Here is an 18,951-nt window from a genome sequence, read left to right as displayed (position 1 = left end):
ATTTGTAAATTTTATACGAAAAACATATAAATTTAATCTCTTTTTAAAGAAACTTAGTCTATTTAAGACAAAGCAGATAAATTATACTTTCTTTTGGTTTAAATAAGCATAATAACTGTAAAATATTTTAAAAAAATTCACAAAGTGTGTATATAGGAAGCAATGAGGTGCAAGGTTTTATCATCAACTTAAATCGTGTCAAAGATGAAGATTTAATAGTAAGTATTTTATCACAAAAGAGCTTAGATACCCTTTATAGGTTCTATGGTGCACGCCATGGAGTTATAAATCTCGGTTTTAAAATTGATTATGAAACAGAGGCATCTGCCAAATCTACTATAGCAAGACTTAAAGATGTTATACATATCGGATATAGTTGGATCAATGATTATAAACTTTTACGTTTATGGCAAGATTTTTTGGGTCTTTTTTATAAACATCTTAAAGATTCTGAAGATATCGGTTCTTTTTATTTTGACTTGGTAGAACAGGCGTCGAAAAACTGGGACAAACAAAATCCTAAACGCGTAGCCGTTGAAGCCTATGTCAAACTTTTAGAGCATGAGGGACGGCTGCATAAAGATATGCACTGTTTTTTATGTTCTAAAAAAATCGAAGAAGATGTTTCTCTTTTACGTGCATACCTGCCGACACATGAACAGTGCTCACATACTTTGGCCATCAATAAAAAAGGGCTCAACGAACTCTTTGAAAACAAATCTTCTCTGTTTCTTAGTAATACAGAAGTAAACAGACTTTGGAGTGTATTGCTTGAAGGATTATAATTTATACAGTTTGTTATATTCTACAATCATACCGTGAAATCGTGAATAGACCAGATTTAGTTCTTTACATGTAAAGGCCTTTTCTAAATCATATTGTAAAAACTCTTTATATTGTTTATAGGATTTAAATTCGATATCAAATGTTTTTAACAGCCTTTTCGTGTAACTGTCCACAACCATTTCATTTCTAAAACAGCCATAACAAAGAATAGCATCTGCACTCTCTTCTCCTATGCCCTTTTGTAAAAGCAACCATTCTCTTGTCACCTCTTGTTGAAATGTTTCAAAATCATGAAATTCATTTTTAATATTTGCAGCAAGTGCCAAAAGTCTTGGAGCTTTTTGATTGTAAAATCCGCTTGGGCGTATTTGCTCCTTTAGTACCTTTACATGTAAAGAGGTAAAAGCATCTAAATCCATATAATTTTTTAAATTTTTTAAAGATTTTTCTACATTTTTCCAAGTTGTATTTTGCGTTAAAATTGCACCCACCACCACTTCAAATGTTCCGGCATTTGGCCACCACTGTTTTGGAGAATTTTGCAGTAAACTTTTCTCTTGTAAAAAATTGTATATTTCTAAAGAATTACTGTACATGTAAACAAAGCTCTTAGCATCTTTTTCTGGCAACAAGAGAGGCAACACGAGTATTTTCACCTCTTAGGTTTATGTCATCTTTTTCTTCATAGTAAACAATATCAAGTCCGATAAAGGCATGTAAAAGTTCATTGACTCTTAAAAGATATTCAGGGTTTGCCGGTTGATTAAAATCACCGTGCGCCACAATAAAAGTTTCAAATATCAGTAAACCGTTTGGTTTAAGTGCTTCTTTAATTTGAGGGAGCAATCGTCTACTGAGATAGTTAATATTTACAATCAAATCATACTCATTTTTCTGCAAATTATAACTATCTAAATCAACTTCTATTTTTTTTATTTTTGCATCATTTTTCACTTGAGAAAGCGCATAATCACTCAAATCAACCGCATCAACACTAAAGCCTTTTTCTGCCAAAAAATGTGTATTCCTACCAACTCCGCAAGCAATATCCAAAGCTTTGCCCACATTTGCCATCTCTACATATTTTTCGACAATCGGTTCCACATTTGTTCGCATTGGCTTTTCAACATGGCGTATATTCCAACGTTCTTTATCTTCTTGCATAGTAAACCTTGCTATAATCTTTTTATAGATTATTATATAGAAATTTTATTATATATATCTTGAAATATAACTCTTTAGGAAATTTTGTTATGAAACTTATTTTATTACTTTGTTGTCTATACCTCTTTAACCTTTATGCTGAGGATGTAGATACTAATTCATCCTATATTGATACAACACATAAAATAATTTCGAACAAAGTAACGGATTATTCAAGCACTTTAGACCAAGGAATAAATACACTTTTTACAGATAAAAATGCACAGAATAAACGTGATAATTCTAAAAATTCAACTAATGCTATTGATAATTTCTTTAAAAATGAAAAATATATAAATGAAACAGATGAATCATTTGTGAGTGTAAATTTCAATACCAAGTTTCAATCTAAATATGGGCATACCAACACAATGAGTGTCAATGCACATATTGCTTTAAAACGAACAAATAAAAAACTTAACCTCTTTATAAAAAGCGTGAATGAGAGTAATACCAATACTAATATAGAAGGAAATAAAGATTCACATACCGAAGTGGGAATGGAATATTTTAGAGCAGACTACTATAAGATTCAGAGTAAGTACTCGATAGGAATTAGGAGATTATACCCATTTATCAGAGCCCGATATTTTAAAAAATTTACTACTGGCAACTGGGAAATAGAACCGATGCAAATTTTCGAATATTCGACAAAAGATGATTTCAAAGAAGCCACGTATCTTTATTTTGACAGAACACTCATGGATAAAGCACTCTTTAGAATTGCTTTACATAGAGAGACACGAACAAAACTGACAGGAATGGATTATGATATTTCTGCTCAATATTACTGGAATTTCAACAAAAAGACTGCTCTAAATATATCTGAAATATTTTCTGGAAATACAAAATATAAAATGAATCTATCTTCCCAAGAGTATAGTGGCATAAATAATTATACCACTGTAGTGAATTTCAGAAAAAACGTATGGAAAAAATGGTTTTTTTATGAGATAAGCCCTTCACTAAACTTTCATAAAGAAAACGATTATCAAGCTAACTATGCAATAACGTTTTTAATAAATATCTATTTCGGTAATTTTGGCAATAAACTTTAACACAAAAATTATGAAAGCCTATTTTTATAATCTTCGTACCCAAACTCTTTTATAATCTCAATCTCTCCATTCTTACGCTTTATTGCCAAAGATGGAAGCTTAACACCGTTAAAAGTAGTATTTTTCACAAAAGTATAATGAATTTGATCTTCAAATATAATAGTATCGCCTACATGTAAAGGTGCATCAAAAGAATAATCACCCATAATATCTCCGGCAAGACAGGTATTTCCCCCTAATCGATAGGTATATTTTTTCTCATTTGCCACGCCGGCACCTCTAACCTCTGCTCGATACGGCATTGCCAATGTATCAGGCATATGAGCTTCTGCCGATGTATCAAGTATAGCTATATTCATACCGTTTTCAAACACATCTAAAACTGTCGATTCAAGATAGCCTGTTTCCCAACCGACTGCTTCACCAGGTTCTAAATAAACATCAACATTATATTTATTTCGAAATTCTTTGATTATCCAAATAAGTTTTTCAACATCATAGTCTTTTTTAGTAATATGATGTCCTCCGCCGAAATTAATATACTTCAGATTTGTAAAATATTTTGCAAATTTTTCTTCAAAAGCTGCCAAAACTTCTTCAAGTGCATCTGCATTTTGCTCACAAAGGGCATGAAAATTGAGTCCATCTATATATTTAAGTACTTTTTCGTCAAAATTTTGTAGTGTTGTTCCCAGTCTGCTGTATAAACCGCATGGGTTATAGATATCGACCGGTGAAGATGAAACTTCAGGATTAACTCTTAACGAAACATGAATATTTGGATTTATTTCTTTGACTTTACAAATATATTTTTGTAATTGATTTGGAGAATTAAAGACTATATGATCAGAAATTTTGGCTATTTCTTCTATTTCTTCTTCTTTATAGGCCGGGGAATAAGTATGAACTTCTGCATTTTTATTATATTTGCAAAATTCTTCACGTGCGAGTTTAGCTTCATATAATCCGCTTGCCGTGCAGCCTTTTAAATATTTTGCCGCCAAATCAAAAGTGCTCCACATGGCAAAACCTTTGAGTGCCAAAATAATTTTGGCACCGCTTTGCTGCTGTACATATTCTAAAATTTTTAAATTCTTTTCTAAAAGTTCTTCTTCACATATATAACAAGGCGTACTTATTTGACTCATCTGCTATTTCCAATATATGCCATTTGTATTTCTTCTGCCGTATCTATAAAGTTATCTACATTAAAGCCTAATTCTTCTACCATTTCGGAGGCTTTGGCAATTGATTTTTCATTTAGAATTTCTTTTATATTTATAGCTGTTCTCACTATATCCAATATATCTACATGTACATCTATTTTTGTCTTAGATTCATATTCAAAATCCAAACTTTTAAGAATATCAACATATCTGGGATTAAGATTCCAATGCTCAAAAAGTAAGCCGCCAACATAATAAGAAGAAGTTCCAAAAATATCATTTTCATACCGAGGTATATTTTCGCTCATTGATAAAGCGAGATTAAATTCTTTAATTTGTGAAGCACTCACTATCTCTTTTGCCAAAATGAGCTTGCCTGACTCCATTATTAAAGCCAAAGGTGATAAATATTTTGCCGTTTTCTTATCTATTTTGGAAAACCATTGTGAAACTAACCTACTTTGCAAATGGCTTATATCATTAAATACTCTGTTTGTAACTCCATAGGGTCTGATATTTGCACGAACAATGTTATTTATAGAATAAGCCAAAGCCAAACCATAAATTTTTTGTGTTCCAAAAAGAGTCACTGCTTGCGTTACAGAAACTATCTGCTGAGACAAACCATATAAAGGAGAATTAACCATTTTTAAAATATTAATACTTAAAAGAGAGTCAGATTCAATCGCAACTATAAGCTTTCTGATATCTATGTTTTCATCACCATCTGCATACAACTTGTTTATTATAAGTGTCGTATCTAATAATGGAGGCAAAGAATCAATAGTGCTTACAATCGCTTCAAAATTCATTTTATATTCCTTATAATTTCAAGTAGTTTTCTTTAATTTCATTCGCTACAGTAATAAATATTTCATCATCCATCCCCAATTCTTTTACTAATATAGAAGCGTTGCTGATTGCAGTGTCGGATAATATATCTTTTACATTTATACTTACGCGTATTATCTCTATAATATTAGCATAAAATAAAATCTGAAGATCATCTTCGTTGTCTGAGTCTAGAGCCTTTAACACTCTTATATATTTTTCATCTAAATTCCAATGTTGAAATAACAATGCACTCAGATAATAAGAAGTTGTACCAATAAGGCTTTTTTCAAATTCTTGAATATTTTGACATTCATTAAAGTATTTTCTAAATTCACCGACATAATCACTTTCTATCACTTCTTTTGCAAGAATTAATTTCCCACTTTCCATCATCAAAGCCAATGAAGTTAGATATTGTGCATCTTTTAAATTTATTTTAGAATACCATTGAAACAACAGTGCACTTTGGAGGTGACAAATTTCATTGAATTGTAAATTATTAAAGCCATATATACTTGGATCAGCTTTGACATGTTCTCTTATAGCATAATTAACAACTAGCATTTGTATTCGTCTGGCACCTATTAGGGGAATTGCCCTTGGTATGCTAGTTATTTTATTACGCATGCCAAAAAAAGGTGCATTTATGGTTTTTAATATATTGGCACTCAGCATTGCATCGGATTCAATGACTTTAATCAGCCTTTTCACGTCGATATTTTCAACTCCCGAACTATACAGCGACTGCACTATATTTGCAGCATCTGACAAAGGAGGCAATGAATCAATACCGTTGACTATATTGTTAAAAGTCATCTATTTTCACAATTCTTGAATCTTCCATGGAAGCCCCTGCTTATTTAGTTCTTCCATAAATGGATCCGGATCAAACTCTTCCATATTATGCACACCTTCTTTGTACCAAACTTTTTCAAGCATCAGTTTTGCACCTACCATTGCCGGTACACCTGTTGTATAAGATACGGCTTGAGAATTAACTTCTTTGTAGCACGCTTCATGATCACTAACTTGATATATATAGATCTTTTTCTTTTTGCCGTCTCTTATACCCTCTGCCACAATCCCGATATTTGTTTTTCCTTTTGTGCGTGATCCAAGAGAAGCAGGATCAGGCAGCAGTGTTTTTAAAAACTCTATCGGAATTATCTTTTGCCCTTTATATTCAACAGGCTCTATACCAAGCATGCCGATATTTTGTAGACATTTCATATGAGTAAGATAACTCGCGCCAAAAGTCATAAAAAATCTAATACGTTTTAAACCTTTAATGTGTTTGACTAACGACTCCATCTCTTCATGGTAAAGCAGATAGCTATCCTTAGGACCTACTTCAGGATAATCCCACACCATTTTTATTTCCATAGGCTTTGTCTCTATCCATTTGCCGTTTTCCCAATATCGTCCGTTTGCGGAGACTTCACGAAGATTTATTTCAGGGTTGAAGTTTGTTGCAAAAGGGTAACCATGGTCCCCTGCATTACAGTCAAGTATATCTATGGTATGAATCTCATCAAAGTAATGTTTTTGTGCATATGCGCAAAATACATTCGTTACACCCGGGTCAAAGCCGCTGCCAAGCAGTCCCATAATACCTGCTTTTTTAAAAGCTTCATCTTTTGCCCATTGGAGTTTATATTCAAACTTTGCTTCATCCGGATGTTCATAATTTGCAGTGTCCAAATAATCTGTCTTCGTTGCAATACAGGCATCCATAATCGTCAAATCCTGATACGGCAATGCAACATTTATCACTATATCTGCTTTGACTTTGTTTATCAAATCTGTAATTTCCTGCGTATTATCAGCATCAAGAGCATAAGTCTCAATGTCTGCATCAGGCAGCTCTGATTTTATATCATCACATTTTGATTTTGTTCTGCTTGCAAGCACTATTTTTCCAAAGACATCTGCATTTTGCACACATTTATGTACTACAACACGGCTCACACCGCCTGCACCTATAATTAAAGTCGTATTCATTATAAATTCTCCCTATGCAAAAGCATCTATTAAAGTAAAAATCCATATCATCAATGTGACTACTAAGCTCAATAAAACTAAAGTCGCACCGGCATCTTTTGCCTGTTTGGCTAAAATATGATAATCACTTGTCACCAAATCTACAACTCTTTCTATGGCAGAGTTTGCCACTTCTGCTAAAACAGGTATAAAAAGAGACATAAAAAGTATGCTAGAATGCACAAAGCCTACAGGCAGGATCCAAGCAACAATACCCATTACAAAAAGCATTAAAAGCTGCCATTTAAAAGATGTTTCATTTTTCACAATATCTATAAAACCCTCGACTGCATACATGCCATTTCTATAAAGGTTGTGTTTTGGTTTATTCAGCTTCATATTTTTCTCTCATTTTTAAAATTATATCTTGTAATTCTTTTGCTTTTATATCAATTGGCAGAAGTTTTCCGAAATAGATTTTAACTATTCTGCGCTTAAAAATATTTCTTTTACTGTTTTTTGGTTTATATTTTGTAAAAGAACTTCCAAATATTCCTTTATCTATATAAAATGGCACTATCACACCGTCGTAATCCTTAGGAATAAGCTCGTATCCTCTGTGAAATTCGTGTATTTCTCCGTCTTGTGTTATTTCACCTTCTGGAAACAGAGCTACAACACTCCCGTTTTGCAATCTTTTATGAGCCTCTTTAATGGCATCTTTAAAAGCTTTAGGCGAGAGAGCAATTGCTTCTCCTTTTTTAAAAATCGGATGAAAAAACTTCCAATTATAAATATCTTTGTCCATCATATAATTGATACGTCTTTGCAGTGGAAGCTGCAATATAATCCAATCAAGCCAGCTCACATGGTTACCAAGCAGTAAAACAGCTTTATCTTGCGGTATGTTCTCCAAACCGGCATATATATATTCATGTCTTAGTGTTGAAAATAAGCCCATCAATGACCAAAACATGTCCACAGCATACCTTTTATACAAATTACGTACCAAATAAATACCTACAAAAGTCATTAAATAAAAAAGCAGCTCGGCATTCATACCAAAATATGCAAAGAGTGTTGTTATGGTAAGAAAGGAGAACATGAAAATATTTTGTATAAAATTATTTGCCGCCAAAATAATGCCTAAATGTACACGTGAAGCCAAATACTGAATTCTTGCATTTAACGGAACCAAGATAAATGCCGCAAAAATACCAAATAATGTAAATACAACTGCCATCAGTACCATTGAATGCAAAAAGGGAACTATAAAAACTATAATTGTTATAATCGTTGCACCAATTCCGGCTAATCCCACATTAATATAAAATCTTGAAAGTTTTGAAACCATAATAGAGCCTGTAACAATGCCTATACCCGCGAGTGCCATAACACCTTGAACAAAAATAGTATTGGTTACATGTAACACATCTTTGGCATACTCGCCAAATACCGCCAAAACAACCTGCGATATAGACCAAAAAAGGCTGAGTGCAATAATTGCCTCAAAAATTTCTCTATTTCTTGTCACTGTTTTAAGATTTTTAAATAAATAGACACCGCCCATATATTTTCTCAGTTTAAAATCACGTTTACTGGCTTCTATCATTTTATTTGGCAGTTTGGAGGCCAAAAACCACTCTACCACCGAACCAATCACCAAAAGCCAGCCCAAAGGAGCAATAGCTTGTAAAATTTGGGACTCTGTTATTAATAAATCATTATACATCCCTTCAAAAAGAACCGTGTAAAAAATAATACCGCCCAAAATTGCAACTGTTGTTGTCGCCTGAACGGCACTGTTGCCACTACTGAGAAACTTTACGCCCACTAACTCTTTTATGTAGCCATACTTTGCAGGTCCGTAAATTGCACTCTGCATAGCAAGTAAAAAAGTCAAAATAAATGCAAAAATAAAATAACCGTGATAATACGCATAGGTAATTCCTAAAGTAATAACAACAGCAAAAACAGCAGAATACTCCATTATTTTATTTTTAGGAAATCTGTCAGCTAAAAAGCCCGAAGGAGAAAAAACCAAAATAAAAGGAAGCAATACCAAGGCATTCACAATTGCCGTCAGTACTATTTGTGTACTGCCGTCATAGACCTTAAATATAGTGTTTTGTATAATTATTTTATGCCCAAGGTCAGTAAAAGCGTTCATAAAAACTACAACTATGTAGTTAATAACACCTGCTATCTTAAACATTCTCATCTTGTGCTAAAAGTGTACTCCAGCCTTCATAATATCCCTGCTCTTTTTTAATTACTTCAAAGAGCTCGTTTACAACTTTTTGTATTTCCTCTGATGTAACAGCATGAGTTTTGACAAGAGCTACACCATGCTCAAATTCATCACTGCTGATTTCATCTTTAAAGCTAAAACCTTCAAGTTCTAATGAATTTATAAATCTATTTTTTTGTGTCGGCGTTGTAAATGAAACATAATGTTCCACTGTTCTGGGAATTTCTAAATTATCACCCTCTTCTTGAAGTAAAAAGATTATCTTTTCACTCTGTATATGGCATAATTCTAATTCAGTCGGAGCAAGATTGCGATAATGAAAATCCCATTTGGAATCACGAACCACATTACTTTCATACACATAATTTGCCGGTTGTAAAATACTTTTTACGACAAAATCCAAGCCTTTTGAATCAGCCGCATAAAAATAGAGTTCACTCCAGCCATCTACAACGCGTGAACCGACATATTTAGCCTTTTCTTCATGCTCCAGTGTGATGATTAACGACTCTTTTGCATCTAAAAACTCTTCAAATCCCTCTACACTTTCATCTAAAGCATCAAACTTTATAAATACACTCAATAACCATCCATACTTATTACTATATGCATATGCATTTAAATCAACTTCTATATATACTTTACTGCCGTCTTCATCTCTTATAAATATTTCTCTCATAAACTCTCAATCTAATTTTTTCTTTATTATATCAAAGAATTTGATTATATTTTAATAATAATTATCATAACTATTGACATTTATAAAAAAATATTATACACTTTCTCCATTCAAAAAGATTTTGATAGTAAATATCATAATCACATTAAAAGGATTAGCAATGAATAAATCAAAAATCTCACTAGCATTAGCGAGTATGTTATTAGTAAGTAGTGCCTCTTTCGGGGATGATAAAGCAGATATACAAATGCTCAAAGAAGAGATAAAGCAGCTTAAAGAGACAACACAGTCTCTTATAGACGAGACAAGTGATTTAAAAACAGGTTTCAGTTATACAACTGTTGATACAAAACAATCTCACAGCGGGTTAGGTGCTGCAGCTTCTAAAATCTATTATTCAAAATCACCTTTAAGTATCGGCGGATACGGTGAAATGTATTATGCGAATACTGATTCAGATGATAACAGTGCTGATTCTTCTGAGACACAGGTAAAAAGACTCATTATGTATTTAGGATACAAATTCAGTGATAATATTATTTTAAATACAGAAATAGAGTATGAAGGCGGCGGTGTTACTGCTGACGGCGGCGGTGATGAAGTTCTTGTTGAATTTATGTATCTTGATTTTTTGATAAACAAAAACTTTAATGTACGTCTGGGTAACTTTTTAATGCCTGTAGGATTAATCAATCAAAGACATGAACCGACACTCTTTACAACAGTACAGCGCCCGCAGACATCAAAGTATCTTATTCCTACTACCTGGAATGAAAGCGGTGCCATGCTCTATGGTAATATTACGGATGATATTGAATATAAACTAGCAGGTGTCAGTGCGTTACAGCCCGATGATACAGCAGGTGCGAAATGGTTACGGTCAGGTCGCGGGGGTTCTTTTGAAGTTGCAAATCCCGGTTTTGCAGGTGTCGGGCGTATTGATTATACCGGTATAAACGGTTTACTCGTCGGTGCATCTCTTTATGCTGATAGTAAAATAACAATGTACGATGTTCACCTAAACTATGAATATAACGGTGCTAGAGTATATGGTACATATACGCAAACAAGTCGTTCTGAGACAACAGGTACACAGGTTAAAGATATGAGCGGCGGTTATATTAATGCCAGTTTTGATGTACTTAGCCTGACATCAATTGAGAAAAAATTACCGGTGTTTATTCAGTATGAGACGATAAATCCTCAAGAAACACTCGCAAACGGAACAGGTTTTGACTCTGTTGATACGACAACAGTCGGTGTGAACTTCTTTCCACATGAGCAGGTTGTTCTTAAAATGGATTATGCAATGGCAAATAATGATTTAGCAAATACAAAAATAGATTCTGATACATTTAGTGTCTCTCTTGGTTTTATTTTCTAGAGTTTTGATATAATCATAAAAAATTTATAAAAGCGAGATAAAAAATGAAGCATATTCTTCTCCTGTCTTTACTCATTTTCTCTCTTACAAATTCTCTATCGGCGGAAGTTTTACTCTCCCCGATAGATGCAATGAAAGAAAATTACTCTCAAACAGCGACAATACGTAAAAAAAATATTCTGCTCTCTTCTGCTATGTTTAAAAAGATACAATCCAGTGCAAAAGTAAAACTGCAAACAAAAATTTATCGTATCTATATAGCCGAGAAACGTGGAAAAATTTTAGGGTACGGTATTTTAATCAATAAAAAGGTTCGTTCTAAAAATGCGGTAGTTATGTACCTTATTACAAAAGATGGTGTATTAAAAGGTATAGAAGTCATCGCTTTTAACGAGCCTCACGAATACATTCCTTCTAAAACATGGACTTCTCAGTTTCAAAATATACCGACAAATAAAATGCTCAAGCTCTCACGTGATATTCCTACCATTACGGGAGCGACTCTTAGTGCCAGAAGTATAACCGACGGCTCACGCATTGCCTTTGCAATCTACAATGAACTTTTACAAGAAAAATAATTGCGTTTTACTCTTATAAAAAATGTCAAACAAGACAAAGGTATGAAGCCTCTGCTCAACGGGCTTTTAATTTTTATAATGCTTTATCTTATCTTTGATATATTTGTAAAAAATCATACACTCGGCTTAAGTATTCATACAGTCAGTACAACACTTTTTGGCAATGCAGATGAATTTTTAGACCCCATGAACAAGTCTGTGTTTTTGGAATTTATACATATTCAGATTTTCTTTTTGATGATGCTGCTTCTGACCTTGAGTGCTGTTTTTATACGCCTCTTGTACAAAAAACAAAATACAATACTTATAATGAATCTTTTAATGGTATTTGGCATACTCTGCCCTATTGCATTAACAGCTGCTTATTTTTACTCTGCAGAATTTATAGGTATATACTTAGTATGTTTTTTTTCCTGGCATGTTATTGCATTTTACATGGCACTAAAATCCTTATGGGAACTTAATTTTGCCGAGTAAAGCCTACAAATATGCAATAGGCTGGTTTTTACTTTTTACTGTTTTACTGCTTGTCAGTGCAGCGCTTATTTTTGCCGATAAAATAGGCTTTTCATATGAGAGCATCCGGCAGTATTATCTTGGCAGTGAAGCTGCTTTTTCTACAGCAAAAACTTTTAACGGTCTTTTAAAAATAATAGTGCCTCATATTTTTGCTTTTGGGCTTTTTGTCATGGTTGTGCTGCATTTTTTAATTTTTACGGGCAAAAGAGATACTAAAGAGATGCAAATAATAATTTACAGCGCATTTATAACCGCCTTTTTGGAGCTTTTTTCTCCTTTTTTGATTATTTTTGGGCTTGATTTTTTTATTTTTATCAAATTAATTACCTATTTTTTCTTTAATTTTATTATTTTATATGGAATATTTATTCTTTTTAAAAGTATAATTTATGATTAATCCGCTACAATATTTCTTATGAAAACACTTATATTACTCTCACTGATTATACTTACATGTAACGTCTCTTTTGCAAATGACAATAAAGTTTGTCAAAAATGCCATCCTCTTATTTACAAAGAATACTACAACTCTATTCACAGAAAGTCATCACTTGCTAACGATAAAACATATAAAGCTCTTTTTGAAAAAGAGCATAAAAATAAAGAAAAAAACAATTGTAAGAGCTGCCACTCACCAAGTGCAAAGACTCCACGTGAAGAAAAAGAAGCTCCTATTTCATGTATTTACTGTCACACCATAAAAGATGTTCAAGAAGGTGATAAAGCCAACAAAAACATACTTAGCGGCGAGAAAAAGGACTTTTACACAGCACAAGCAGATAAAAAAAATGAATCAAAAGTAAAGTACGAGACAACAAGCTCTTTCTTTGGACTCGTAAAACATTCTAAAAATTCTCCTTATCATCAAATAGAATACAACAATGAAAACTACTATAACGGCAATGTCTGTATGGGATGTCATTCACATGTAAATAATAGTAATGATTTTGATATTATAATGCTAGATGCCTACATAGACAAAAAAGACAAGCATACATGCATATCGTGTCACATGCCGCAAATCATGGGCAGTAAAACAACACTTAGAGACAGTAAAACGCACGCTTATCACGGTATAGCAGGTGTACATATCTTTAGTGAAACTCTTGGCAAATATATAGATTTAACAGTAGAAAAAAACAGCAATGGCTTTGATGTAAAAATTATAAACCAAGCTAATCATGCTCTCTTTGGACAGGCATACAGAGAAGGTGTTCTTGATATTCAAATCAGAAGAGGGGATAAAACTATTTCTTTAAAACCATACATTTTCACACGTATTTTTGGGAAAAACGGCACCCAAAGTATGCCGTTTGAAGCAAAAAAAGTTTTAAAAGATACACTCATTTACGCAAAAAAGAATGTCAAATATAATACAAAACTCCAAAAAGAAGACAAAGTCATCATTACACTCGGCTTTCGACTTATTTCCAACAAAGCGGCAAAAGAACTGCATCTTCAAAATGATAAAGAGCTCAGCAAAATAAGAGTGTTAAAAACGCAATCATTTCAATTTTAAATCACTTATATAGTGGATAATATTTTGACTGACTATAAGTTTTTTATCTGCTTGTAAAATTATATATGCCAAAGGTTGAGAGTTTAAAAAAGCATATGCTTTTTTTACAGGCATAACACTCACAGCCGTTGCATATGCATCAAGTGTAGCCGATGGCAGGTTTGAAACAAGTGTGACAGAGAAAAAATTTTGTTCTGATTGTTTTGTTTTAGGATTTATAAGATGATTGTATTTTGGACTCTTAATATATCTGTTATAATTTCCGCTCGTACTCACACCGCTGTTGTTCATTGTAAAAAGGGCCAAAGGCTGATTTGCATCCAAAGGATTATTTACAGCAATCTTACATGTACCTATACATCGAATATCACCGCTTAAAGCTATGACGGCTTTTTTAACGCTGTTTTTCACTAAAAATGCACTGACTTTATCAACGCCAAACCCCTTGCCCATACCTCCAAGGTCTATTTTTATAGTATTATTAATATATGCCGTTGATTTATCAAATACAAGCCCGCCGATAGATGTAGAACTTTTTTGCAGCTCTTTAGAAGAAGCTACTCTTTCTTTTTCGCCAAAATGGTATAAATCTTTTGTAATCTTTCCTACGGCAATATCAAAATAACCGCCTGTCTCGTTATAGTATTGCAAAGAGAGCTTTAATGATTCATAGCTATAGGCATCTAAGTCTGCTTCTTTATTTTTATTGAGTTTAGCAATAGGAGATGTTTTTTTGTAAGAAGAGAGAGAGCTCTCAACTCCTTTTATTATTTCAAAGGATTGTTTTATAAGCTCTTTATGCCCCCTCTCAACAGAAACAGACACAAAGGTCCCCATCATTACTTTTGAACGCTGTGTCATCTGTATATCTGCATTACATGTAAGAAACAAACATGCAATGAGTAACAATTTATGCATTAAATATCTATAATTTCATTTACTTCCAGCCCGAATCCACCCAGCCCGACAAAATCAGTTTTTTTCATAGAAGTAATCAGGTTCATCTTTGAAACACCGAAAGATTTGATAATCTGCGCACCGATGCCGAATTCTTTCATAGCTGCATTGTCCTGATGGTTCGTTTTGTTGATAAAAACCAATAAACCACTGTTTTGCTTGAGATATTCTATAGAGTTAATAAGATTATTATATTTGTCTTGATTTAAAAGCAGTTCACAATCAGGTATAACGTTATGAACTCTTACATTGGCAACCTCACCTGCATTGTAAAAAAGTATAGCCGTATGATGAATGCCGTCATGGTCTTGGAATGTATGTCGCTGTACTTTTACACCGAAAAACTCTATCTCTTGCACATCTATCTCTTTTACGAGTCTTTCATTGGCAAGTCTGTATTCAACAATATCGGAAATAAACACCGTATGCAGATCATGCTTTTTTGCAAAAATATCTAAATCATCCCGACGAGCCATCTCACCGTTATCTTTAATAATCTCACAAATCACACCGGCCTCGTTAAGCCCTGCCAAACGGCATAAATCAACGGAACCTTCTGTATGCCCCGTTCTCACAAGCGTACCGCCTTCTTTTGCTATCAAAGGAAAAATATGTCCCGGTTTTACCAGCTCATCCGGCTTTGAAATAGGATTAGCCAGTATTTTTATAGTATCATCACGCTCTTTTGCAGAAATACCTGTCAAAGCATCTTTTGCATCCACAGAAACAGTAAAAGCAGTCTCATATGAAGATGTATTTGAACTCACCATAGGATTTAAATTGAGTCTGTCTGCAATAGATTTAGACAGAGCAACGCATATAAGCCCTCGTGCATGCGTTGCCATAAAGTTTACATGTGCAGGAGTTGAAAAAGCAGCAGCATAAACCAAGTCACCCTCATTTTCTCTGTCTTCATCATCAATCATAATTACCATCTTGCCTTTTTTAATATCTTCTATAGCCTGTAAAACTCTCTCTATCGGTTTCATATTTTCTCTTTATTTATTAATATTTTTTATTTTCTTTATTATAGGAAAATATTCATTAAAAAGAGTTCAAAAAAAATTTAATATTTTTAACAAAAAACTCTTGACATAAAAGAGATTTTTGTCTATAATTTCGCTCACAAACACAGAGTGAAAGTGTTTGAAACACCGCGGAATAGAGCAGTTCGGTAGCTCGTCGGGCTCATAACCCGAAGGTCGCTGGTTCAAATCCAGCTTCCGCAACCAATTTTTTTCTACAAAGCATTGGGGTATCGCCAAGCGGTAAGGCACCAGTTTTTGGTACTGGTATTCGGGGGTTCGAATCCCTCTACCCCATCCACCCGATAACACTCTTTAAATCCCTAAAATAAGCACTTCTTAGCTACTTTAAGTTTACAGATAAAGACTTTTTGCTACCCTATTGCTACCTATTACTTAAAAAAACACTCATTTTGATACATTTTTTTACATTATTAATATTGTCTTTAAAGCTAGTTCCACATTTTCATCATAACGAATTCTAAAAAGTTTATATTCACTATTTTTCAGCCCACTTAGTTTTAATCGCATCTTTTCGTTTCCTATCTATAAAACCCACTTCTCCACCAAAAAGTTCTATAGCCATATAATGCTGAGCACCATCAAATTCTATAAGTATTTTTAAAGTAGGGAGAAAAAAATCGAATGGTAATGTTGATTTATCTATACAATCTGAAAATCGTTTCTGCTCTTCAAACTCAATATTTTTATTTATAAGCCATTGTCTAACTATTTTTTCTCCTATAGAGCCCGACTCAATTAGGTATTCATCAAATTCATGTTGATATTTATTAAGTTTATCTTTGAGTGTCCTAATATTTGAAATAGTTTTTTTAATCCATACTTTACGTTTTTTTTCTTTTTGTGCAAAAGGAATAAGAGCATCCTCTGTAATTGTTTCTACTGTATACTCTTCCCAATTTATAGTATAAATCTCATATTCACTTTCCCCTCGCATAAACTTTTCTAATCGTTTTTTTCCTTTTCTATTTTGATATAAATTTTCTATATGTAATTTCAATGTATTAAATTTATTCTCAATTTCTTTAGTAACCTTTTTTATTCGTTCTGAATGATCTTCTTTTTGCTTAATTCCTTTATTTATTTGAGATATAGTATATGTTTTTTTATTATCTAGATTTTCTAAACTTTTCTCATGTTTTACGAGTGTGCTTTTAATTTTAGTGACTTCTGGACTGTAATCAATCATTGCTTCTCGTTCATAACTTGCTCTACTTTGCAAAAGACTTAGATATCTTCTAAAGTACAAATCAAACTCTATTTGATTCCCTACAAGTGTGTCTGAACCGGAATAGGTAGAAGCTATGTTATCTATTTTTTCTATGTAACTATCAATAGATTCTATAGTTTTAAAATTACTCTGTTCTAATTTAAAATCATTTATATACATAGGGATAACAAATGATGAAGGCTCTTCTATCCACCTATTAAAATATGAAATAATATTTTCTTTTTTCAAACTTACGTTAGTCTCATCAATATTTCTTTTTACATATTCATCTATGTTTTCAATAAAAGTTAAACGGCTATTTATTCTTCCTATCCAACTACTTAGCGTTCTAACTTTATTTTTCTTTTCTTTATGTGTCAACTTTCTCATAAACATATATTAGCATTTTTGAATATATAAACAAATAAGTTTAATTCATATTAACTATTACTTTATGAAACTCTCTTGATTGCTTAAAAAGTTTTCTTGACTGCATGATATGTCAACCCTATATCATACTCAGAACAAATATATCTAAGCTGCTGTTTCAACCTGTAACATCATTTTTTCTTCAAACTCGACAGGTGACAAATTATTATTTGAACTATGCATCCTTTGTCTATTGTAATAAACTTCAATCCATTCAAAAATACTCTGATTAGCTTGAGATTTTGTTTCATAAATCTCATGGTAAACAAGTTCAGTTTTCAAGGTATGAAAAAAGCTCTCTGCTACTGCGTTATCCCAACAATTACCCTTTCTTGACATGCTTTGAACGATTCCATATTTTTGCAATAAATCTTTATGCGCATAAGAAGCATATTGGCTGCCTCTATCTGTATGCCAAATTAAACTTTTTGGCGGTTTTCGGCTGATTAATGCCATATTTAGGGCATCATTTACAAGTGAAACTTTCATGGTATCATCCATTGACCAACCGACTATTCGTCTTGAGTACAAATCTATGACAGTGGCTAAATAGAGCCAGCCTTCATTTGTTGGAATATAAGTTATATCTCCAACATATTTCTCATCTGGAGTAGAAGCATAAAAATCTCTCTCTAAGAGATTGGGTGCAATTGGTAGATTGTGATTTGAATTTGTTGTATTGATTTTATATCGCTTTTTGGTCTTTGCGACAAGCCCCAAGTCCTTCATAATATCGCCTATACGGCGTCTTGAAACAAGAAATCCATATCTTTGTTTCAGTTTCTCTTTGATGCGTCTTGTACCGTAGTTCTGCCTTCCTTGAACAAATATTATTTCTATGAGTTCATTGAGCTTTTCATCAACTTTTTTAACAATACAACCCGCTTTTATCCAATGATAAAAGCTTGATTTGTCAACTTTTAAAACTTTGCACATTACTGTAATATTGAAGTTCATTTTATTCTTTTGAATCCATGCGTATTTTACAGAACTTCTTTTGCAAAGTACGCTGTTGCCTTTTTTAAAATGTCTCTTTCTTGCTTGAGTAATTTGTTCTCTGCTCGTAAGCGTTTGTTCTCTTCTTCTGCTGTCTCTTTTATGTTCTTCTTTCCATCTTCAGAAGCAGAATAACCCCTTGGAAATATAGGAATATTATTGGCTTTTTTATATTCCCTAACCCAATTATAAAGAGTCTTCTCGTTCACATCTAAATCTTTGGCAATTTTTGCAGTTGATTCGTCTGAATTTATCACCAATTGAACACTAGAATCTCTAAATTCTCTGGTGTATTTACTATTTCTCATCTTGTTCTTATCCTTACTCATACTGATATTTTATCTCAGAATCGCTAA

The 18,951-nt window shown here is 32.9% G+C and carries 21 protein-coding genes and 2 tRNA genes; 9 read left to right on the top strand and 14 right to left on the bottom strand.

Annotated features, from left to right (window positions below; genetic code table 11):
• Positions 1–167 precede the first annotated feature (167 nt).
• The gene (gene recO, locus SAUT_RS05345) at positions 168–785 is read left to right on the top strand and encodes a recombination protein RecO (protein ID WP_013326853.1); all 618 of its coding nucleotides are present in this window, start codon (positions 168–170) and stop codon (positions 783–785) included.
• On the opposite strand, the gene SAUT_RS05340 is transcribed toward recO, so the two are convergent.
• Positions 780–1,382 carry a 3-methyladenine DNA glycosylase gene (locus SAUT_RS05340; RefSeq protein ID WP_013326852.1) on the bottom strand — a complete coding sequence of 201 codons (603 nt, stop codon included), beginning with the start codon at positions 1,380–1,382 and terminating at the stop codon, positions 780–782. The genes recO and SAUT_RS05340 overlap by 6 nt on opposite strands.
• 13 nt (positions 1,383–1,395) lie before the next feature.
• Positions 1,396–1,950 carry a class I SAM-dependent methyltransferase gene (locus tag SAUT_RS05335; RefSeq protein ID WP_013326851.1) on the bottom strand — a complete coding sequence of 185 codons (555 nt, stop codon included), beginning with the start codon at positions 1,948–1,950 and terminating at the stop codon, positions 1,396–1,398.
• Between the two features lie 89 nt (positions 1,951–2,039).
• On the opposite strand from SAUT_RS05335, the gene SAUT_RS05330 reads away from it, so the two are divergent.
• Positions 2,040–3,047 (top strand): hypothetical protein, encoded by a 1,008-nt coding sequence (locus SAUT_RS05330; RefSeq protein ID WP_013326850.1) that lies wholly within the window; start codon positions 2,040–2,042, stop codon positions 3,045–3,047.
• An 8-nt stretch (positions 3,048–3,055) separates the two neighbouring features.
• Here the strand turns inward: SAUT_RS05330 and nspC are convergent, their stop codons facing one another.
• The 7 genes from nspC to SAUT_RS05295 are packed head-to-tail and all read right to left on the bottom strand — an operon-like array spanning position 3,056 to position 9,957.
• Positions 3,056–4,195 (bottom strand): carboxynorspermidine decarboxylase, encoded by a 1,140-nt coding sequence (gene nspC / locus SAUT_RS05325; RefSeq protein ID WP_013326849.1) that lies wholly within the window; start codon positions 4,193–4,195, stop codon positions 3,056–3,058.
• Entirely contained in the window at positions 4,192–5,025 is an 834-nt protein-coding gene (locus SAUT_RS05320) for an HDOD domain-containing protein (RefSeq protein WP_013326848.1), read from the bottom strand. The genes nspC and SAUT_RS05320 overlap by 4 nt, the downstream gene beginning before the upstream one ends.
• 10 nt (positions 5,026–5,035) lie before the next feature.
• Entirely contained in the window at positions 5,036–5,863 is an 828-nt protein-coding gene (locus tag SAUT_RS05315) for an HDOD domain-containing protein (RefSeq protein WP_013326847.1), read from the bottom strand.
• 6 nt (positions 5,864–5,869) lie between these two features.
• Positions 5,870–7,048 (bottom strand): saccharopine dehydrogenase family protein, encoded by a 1,179-nt coding sequence (locus SAUT_RS05310; protein WP_013326846.1) that lies wholly within the window; start codon positions 7,046–7,048, stop codon positions 5,870–5,872.
• A gap of 12 nt (positions 7,049–7,060) precedes the next feature.
• On the bottom strand, positions 7,061–7,426 hold the full coding sequence (locus tag SAUT_RS05305) for a diacylglycerol kinase (protein ID WP_013326845.1): 366 nt from the start codon (positions 7,424–7,426) through the stop codon (positions 7,061–7,063).
• Positions 7,413–9,242 carry an MFS transporter gene (locus SAUT_RS05300; protein ID WP_013326844.1) on the bottom strand — a complete coding sequence of 610 codons (1,830 nt, stop codon included), beginning with the start codon at positions 9,240–9,242 and terminating at the stop codon, positions 7,413–7,415. Before SAUT_RS05300 ends, SAUT_RS05305 begins: the two co-directional genes overlap by 14 nt.
• Positions 9,235–9,957 (bottom strand): DUF695 domain-containing protein, encoded by a 723-nt coding sequence (locus SAUT_RS05295; RefSeq protein ID WP_013326843.1) that lies wholly within the window; start codon positions 9,955–9,957, stop codon positions 9,235–9,237. Before SAUT_RS05295 ends, SAUT_RS05300 begins: the two co-directional genes overlap by 8 nt.
• A 160-nt stretch (positions 9,958–10,117) precedes the next feature.
• Here SAUT_RS05295 and SAUT_RS05290 point away from each other — a divergent pair, with 160 nt between their 5' ends.
• The 5 genes from SAUT_RS05290 to SAUT_RS05270 are packed head-to-tail and all read left to right on the top strand — an operon-like array spanning position 10,118 to position 13,957.
• The gene (locus SAUT_RS05290) at positions 10,118–11,341 is read left to right on the top strand and encodes a porin family protein (RefSeq protein WP_013326842.1); all 1,224 of its coding nucleotides are present in this window, start codon (positions 10,118–10,120) and stop codon (positions 11,339–11,341) included.
• A 44-nt stretch (positions 11,342–11,385) separates the two neighbouring features.
• Positions 11,386–11,919 carry an FMN-binding protein gene (locus SAUT_RS05285; RefSeq protein ID WP_013326841.1) on the top strand — a complete coding sequence of 178 codons (534 nt, stop codon included), beginning with the start codon at positions 11,386–11,388 and terminating at the stop codon, positions 11,917–11,919.
• Positions 11,920–12,396: a hypothetical protein gene (locus tag SAUT_RS05280; RefSeq protein ID WP_013326840.1), complete on the top strand. Its 477-nt coding sequence runs from the start codon at positions 11,920–11,922 to the stop codon at positions 12,394–12,396.
• Positions 12,386–12,835: a hypothetical protein gene (locus tag SAUT_RS05275; protein WP_013326839.1), complete on the top strand. Its 450-nt coding sequence runs from the start codon at positions 12,386–12,388 to the stop codon at positions 12,833–12,835. Before SAUT_RS05280 ends, SAUT_RS05275 begins: the two co-directional genes overlap by 11 nt.
• A gap of 18 nt (positions 12,836–12,853) precedes the next feature.
• Positions 12,854–13,957, top strand: coding sequence for a cytochrome c3 family protein (locus tag SAUT_RS05270; protein ID WP_013326838.1), 1,104 nt, complete (start codon positions 12,854–12,856; stop codon positions 13,955–13,957).
• Here SAUT_RS05270 and SAUT_RS05265 read toward each other — a convergent pair.
• Positions 13,943–14,875 (bottom strand): FAD:protein FMN transferase, encoded by a 933-nt coding sequence (locus SAUT_RS05265; protein WP_013326837.1) that lies wholly within the window; start codon positions 14,873–14,875, stop codon positions 13,943–13,945. The genes SAUT_RS05270 and SAUT_RS05265 overlap by 15 nt on opposite strands.
• On the bottom strand, positions 14,875–15,903 hold the full coding sequence (locus SAUT_RS05260; protein WP_013326836.1) for a bifunctional 3,4-dihydroxy-2-butanone 4-phosphate synthase/GTP cyclohydrolase II: 1,029 nt from the start codon (positions 15,901–15,903) through the stop codon (positions 14,875–14,877). The genes SAUT_RS05265 and SAUT_RS05260 overlap by 1 nt, the downstream gene beginning before the upstream one ends.
• 166 nt (positions 15,904–16,069) lie before the next feature.
• On the opposite strand from SAUT_RS05260, the gene SAUT_RS05255 reads away from it, so the two are divergent.
• Positions 16,070–16,146: transfer RNA gene (locus SAUT_RS05255), tRNA-Met, on the top strand.
• Between the two features lie 19 nt (positions 16,147–16,165).
• Positions 16,166–16,240: transfer RNA gene (locus SAUT_RS05250), tRNA-Gln, on the top strand.
• Positions 16,241–16,438: 198 nt separating this feature from the next.
• Here SAUT_RS05250 and SAUT_RS11055 read toward each other — a convergent pair.
• The 3 genes from SAUT_RS11055 to SAUT_RS05235 form a co-directional block, all read right to left on the bottom strand.
• A complete protein-coding gene (locus SAUT_RS11055) occupies positions 16,439–17,560 on the bottom strand; it encodes a PDDEXK family nuclease (protein ID WP_169302251.1) in 1,122 nt (373 codons plus the stop codon).
• A 144-nt stretch (positions 17,561–17,704) separates the two neighbouring features.
• Positions 17,705–18,649 (bottom strand): IS3 family transposase, encoded by a 945-nt coding sequence (locus SAUT_RS05240; protein ID WP_148218510.1) that lies wholly within the window; start codon positions 18,647–18,649, stop codon positions 17,705–17,707.
• Positions 18,583–18,903, bottom strand: coding sequence for a transposase (locus SAUT_RS05235; protein ID WP_013326833.1), 321 nt, complete (start codon positions 18,901–18,903; stop codon positions 18,583–18,585). The genes SAUT_RS05240 and SAUT_RS05235 overlap by 67 nt, the downstream gene beginning before the upstream one ends.
• Between the last annotated feature and the right edge of the window lie 48 nt (positions 18,904–18,951).

The organism is Sulfurimonas autotrophica DSM 16294 (assembly GCF_000147355.1).
Classification (GTDB): Bacteria; Campylobacterota; Campylobacteria; order Campylobacterales; family Sulfurimonadaceae; genus Sulfurimonas; species Sulfurimonas autotrophica.
The sequence above is the reverse complement of the archived record's forward strand: the minus strand, read 5'-3'. Positions and strand labels throughout refer to the sequence as shown.

What these genes read in the sequence shown, in the direction of transcription:
- SAUT_RS05340 (WP_013326852.1), bottom strand. Translation starts at nt 1,382, where the DNA reads ATGTACAGTAATTCTTTAGAAATATACAATTTTTTACAAGAGAAAAGT.
- SAUT_RS05335 (WP_013326851.1), bottom strand. Translation starts at nt 1,950, where the DNA reads ATGCAAGAAGATAAAGAACGTTGGAATATACGCCATGTTGAAAAGCCA.
- SAUT_RS05330 (WP_013326850.1), top strand. Translation starts at nt 2,040, where the DNA reads ATGAAACTTATTTTATTACTTTGTTGTCTATACCTCTTTAACCTTTAT.
- nspC (WP_013326849.1), bottom strand. Translation starts at nt 4,195, where the DNA reads ATGAGTCAAATAAGTACGCCTTGTTATATATGTGAAGAAGAACTTTTA.
- SAUT_RS05320 (WP_013326848.1), bottom strand. Translation starts at nt 5,025, where the DNA reads ATGAATTTTGAAGCGATTGTAAGCACTATTGATTCTTTGCCTCCATTA.
- SAUT_RS05315 (WP_013326847.1), bottom strand. Translation starts at nt 5,863, where the DNA reads ATGACTTTTAACAATATAGTCAACGGTATTGATTCATTGCCTCCTTTG.
- SAUT_RS05310 (WP_013326846.1), bottom strand. Translation starts at nt 7,048, where the DNA reads ATGAATACGACTTTAATTATAGGTGCAGGCGGTGTGAGCCGTGTTGTA.
- SAUT_RS05305 (WP_013326845.1), bottom strand. Translation starts at nt 7,426, where the DNA reads ATGAAGCTGAATAAACCAAAACACAACCTTTATAGAAATGGCATGTAT.
- SAUT_RS05300 (WP_013326844.1), bottom strand. Translation starts at nt 9,242, where the DNA reads ATGTTTAAGATAGCAGGTGTTATTAACTACATAGTTGTAGTTTTTATG.
- SAUT_RS05295 (WP_013326843.1), bottom strand. Translation starts at nt 9,957, where the DNA reads ATGAGAGAAATATTTATAAGAGATGAAGACGGCAGTAAAGTATATATA.
- SAUT_RS05290 (WP_013326842.1), top strand. Translation starts at nt 10,118, where the DNA reads ATGAATAAATCAAAAATCTCACTAGCATTAGCGAGTATGTTATTAGTA.
- SAUT_RS05285 (WP_013326841.1), top strand. Translation starts at nt 11,386, where the DNA reads ATGAAGCATATTCTTCTCCTGTCTTTACTCATTTTCTCTCTTACAAAT.
- SAUT_RS05270 (WP_013326838.1), top strand. Translation starts at nt 12,854, where the DNA reads ATGAAAACACTTATATTACTCTCACTGATTATACTTACATGTAACGTC.
- SAUT_RS05265 (WP_013326837.1), bottom strand. Translation starts at nt 14,875, where the DNA reads ATGCATAAATTGTTACTCATTGCATGTTTGTTTCTTACATGTAATGCA.
- SAUT_RS05260 (WP_013326836.1), bottom strand. Translation starts at nt 15,903, where the DNA reads ATGAAACCGATAGAGAGAGTTTTACAGGCTATAGAAGATATTAAAAAA.
- SAUT_RS11055 (WP_169302251.1), bottom strand. Translation starts at nt 17,560, where the DNA reads ATGAGAAAGTTGACACATAAAGAAAAGAAAAATAAAGTTAGAACGCTA.
- SAUT_RS05235 (WP_013326833.1), bottom strand. Translation starts at nt 18,903, where the DNA reads ATGAGAAATAGTAAATACACCAGAGAATTTAGAGATTCTAGTGTTCAA.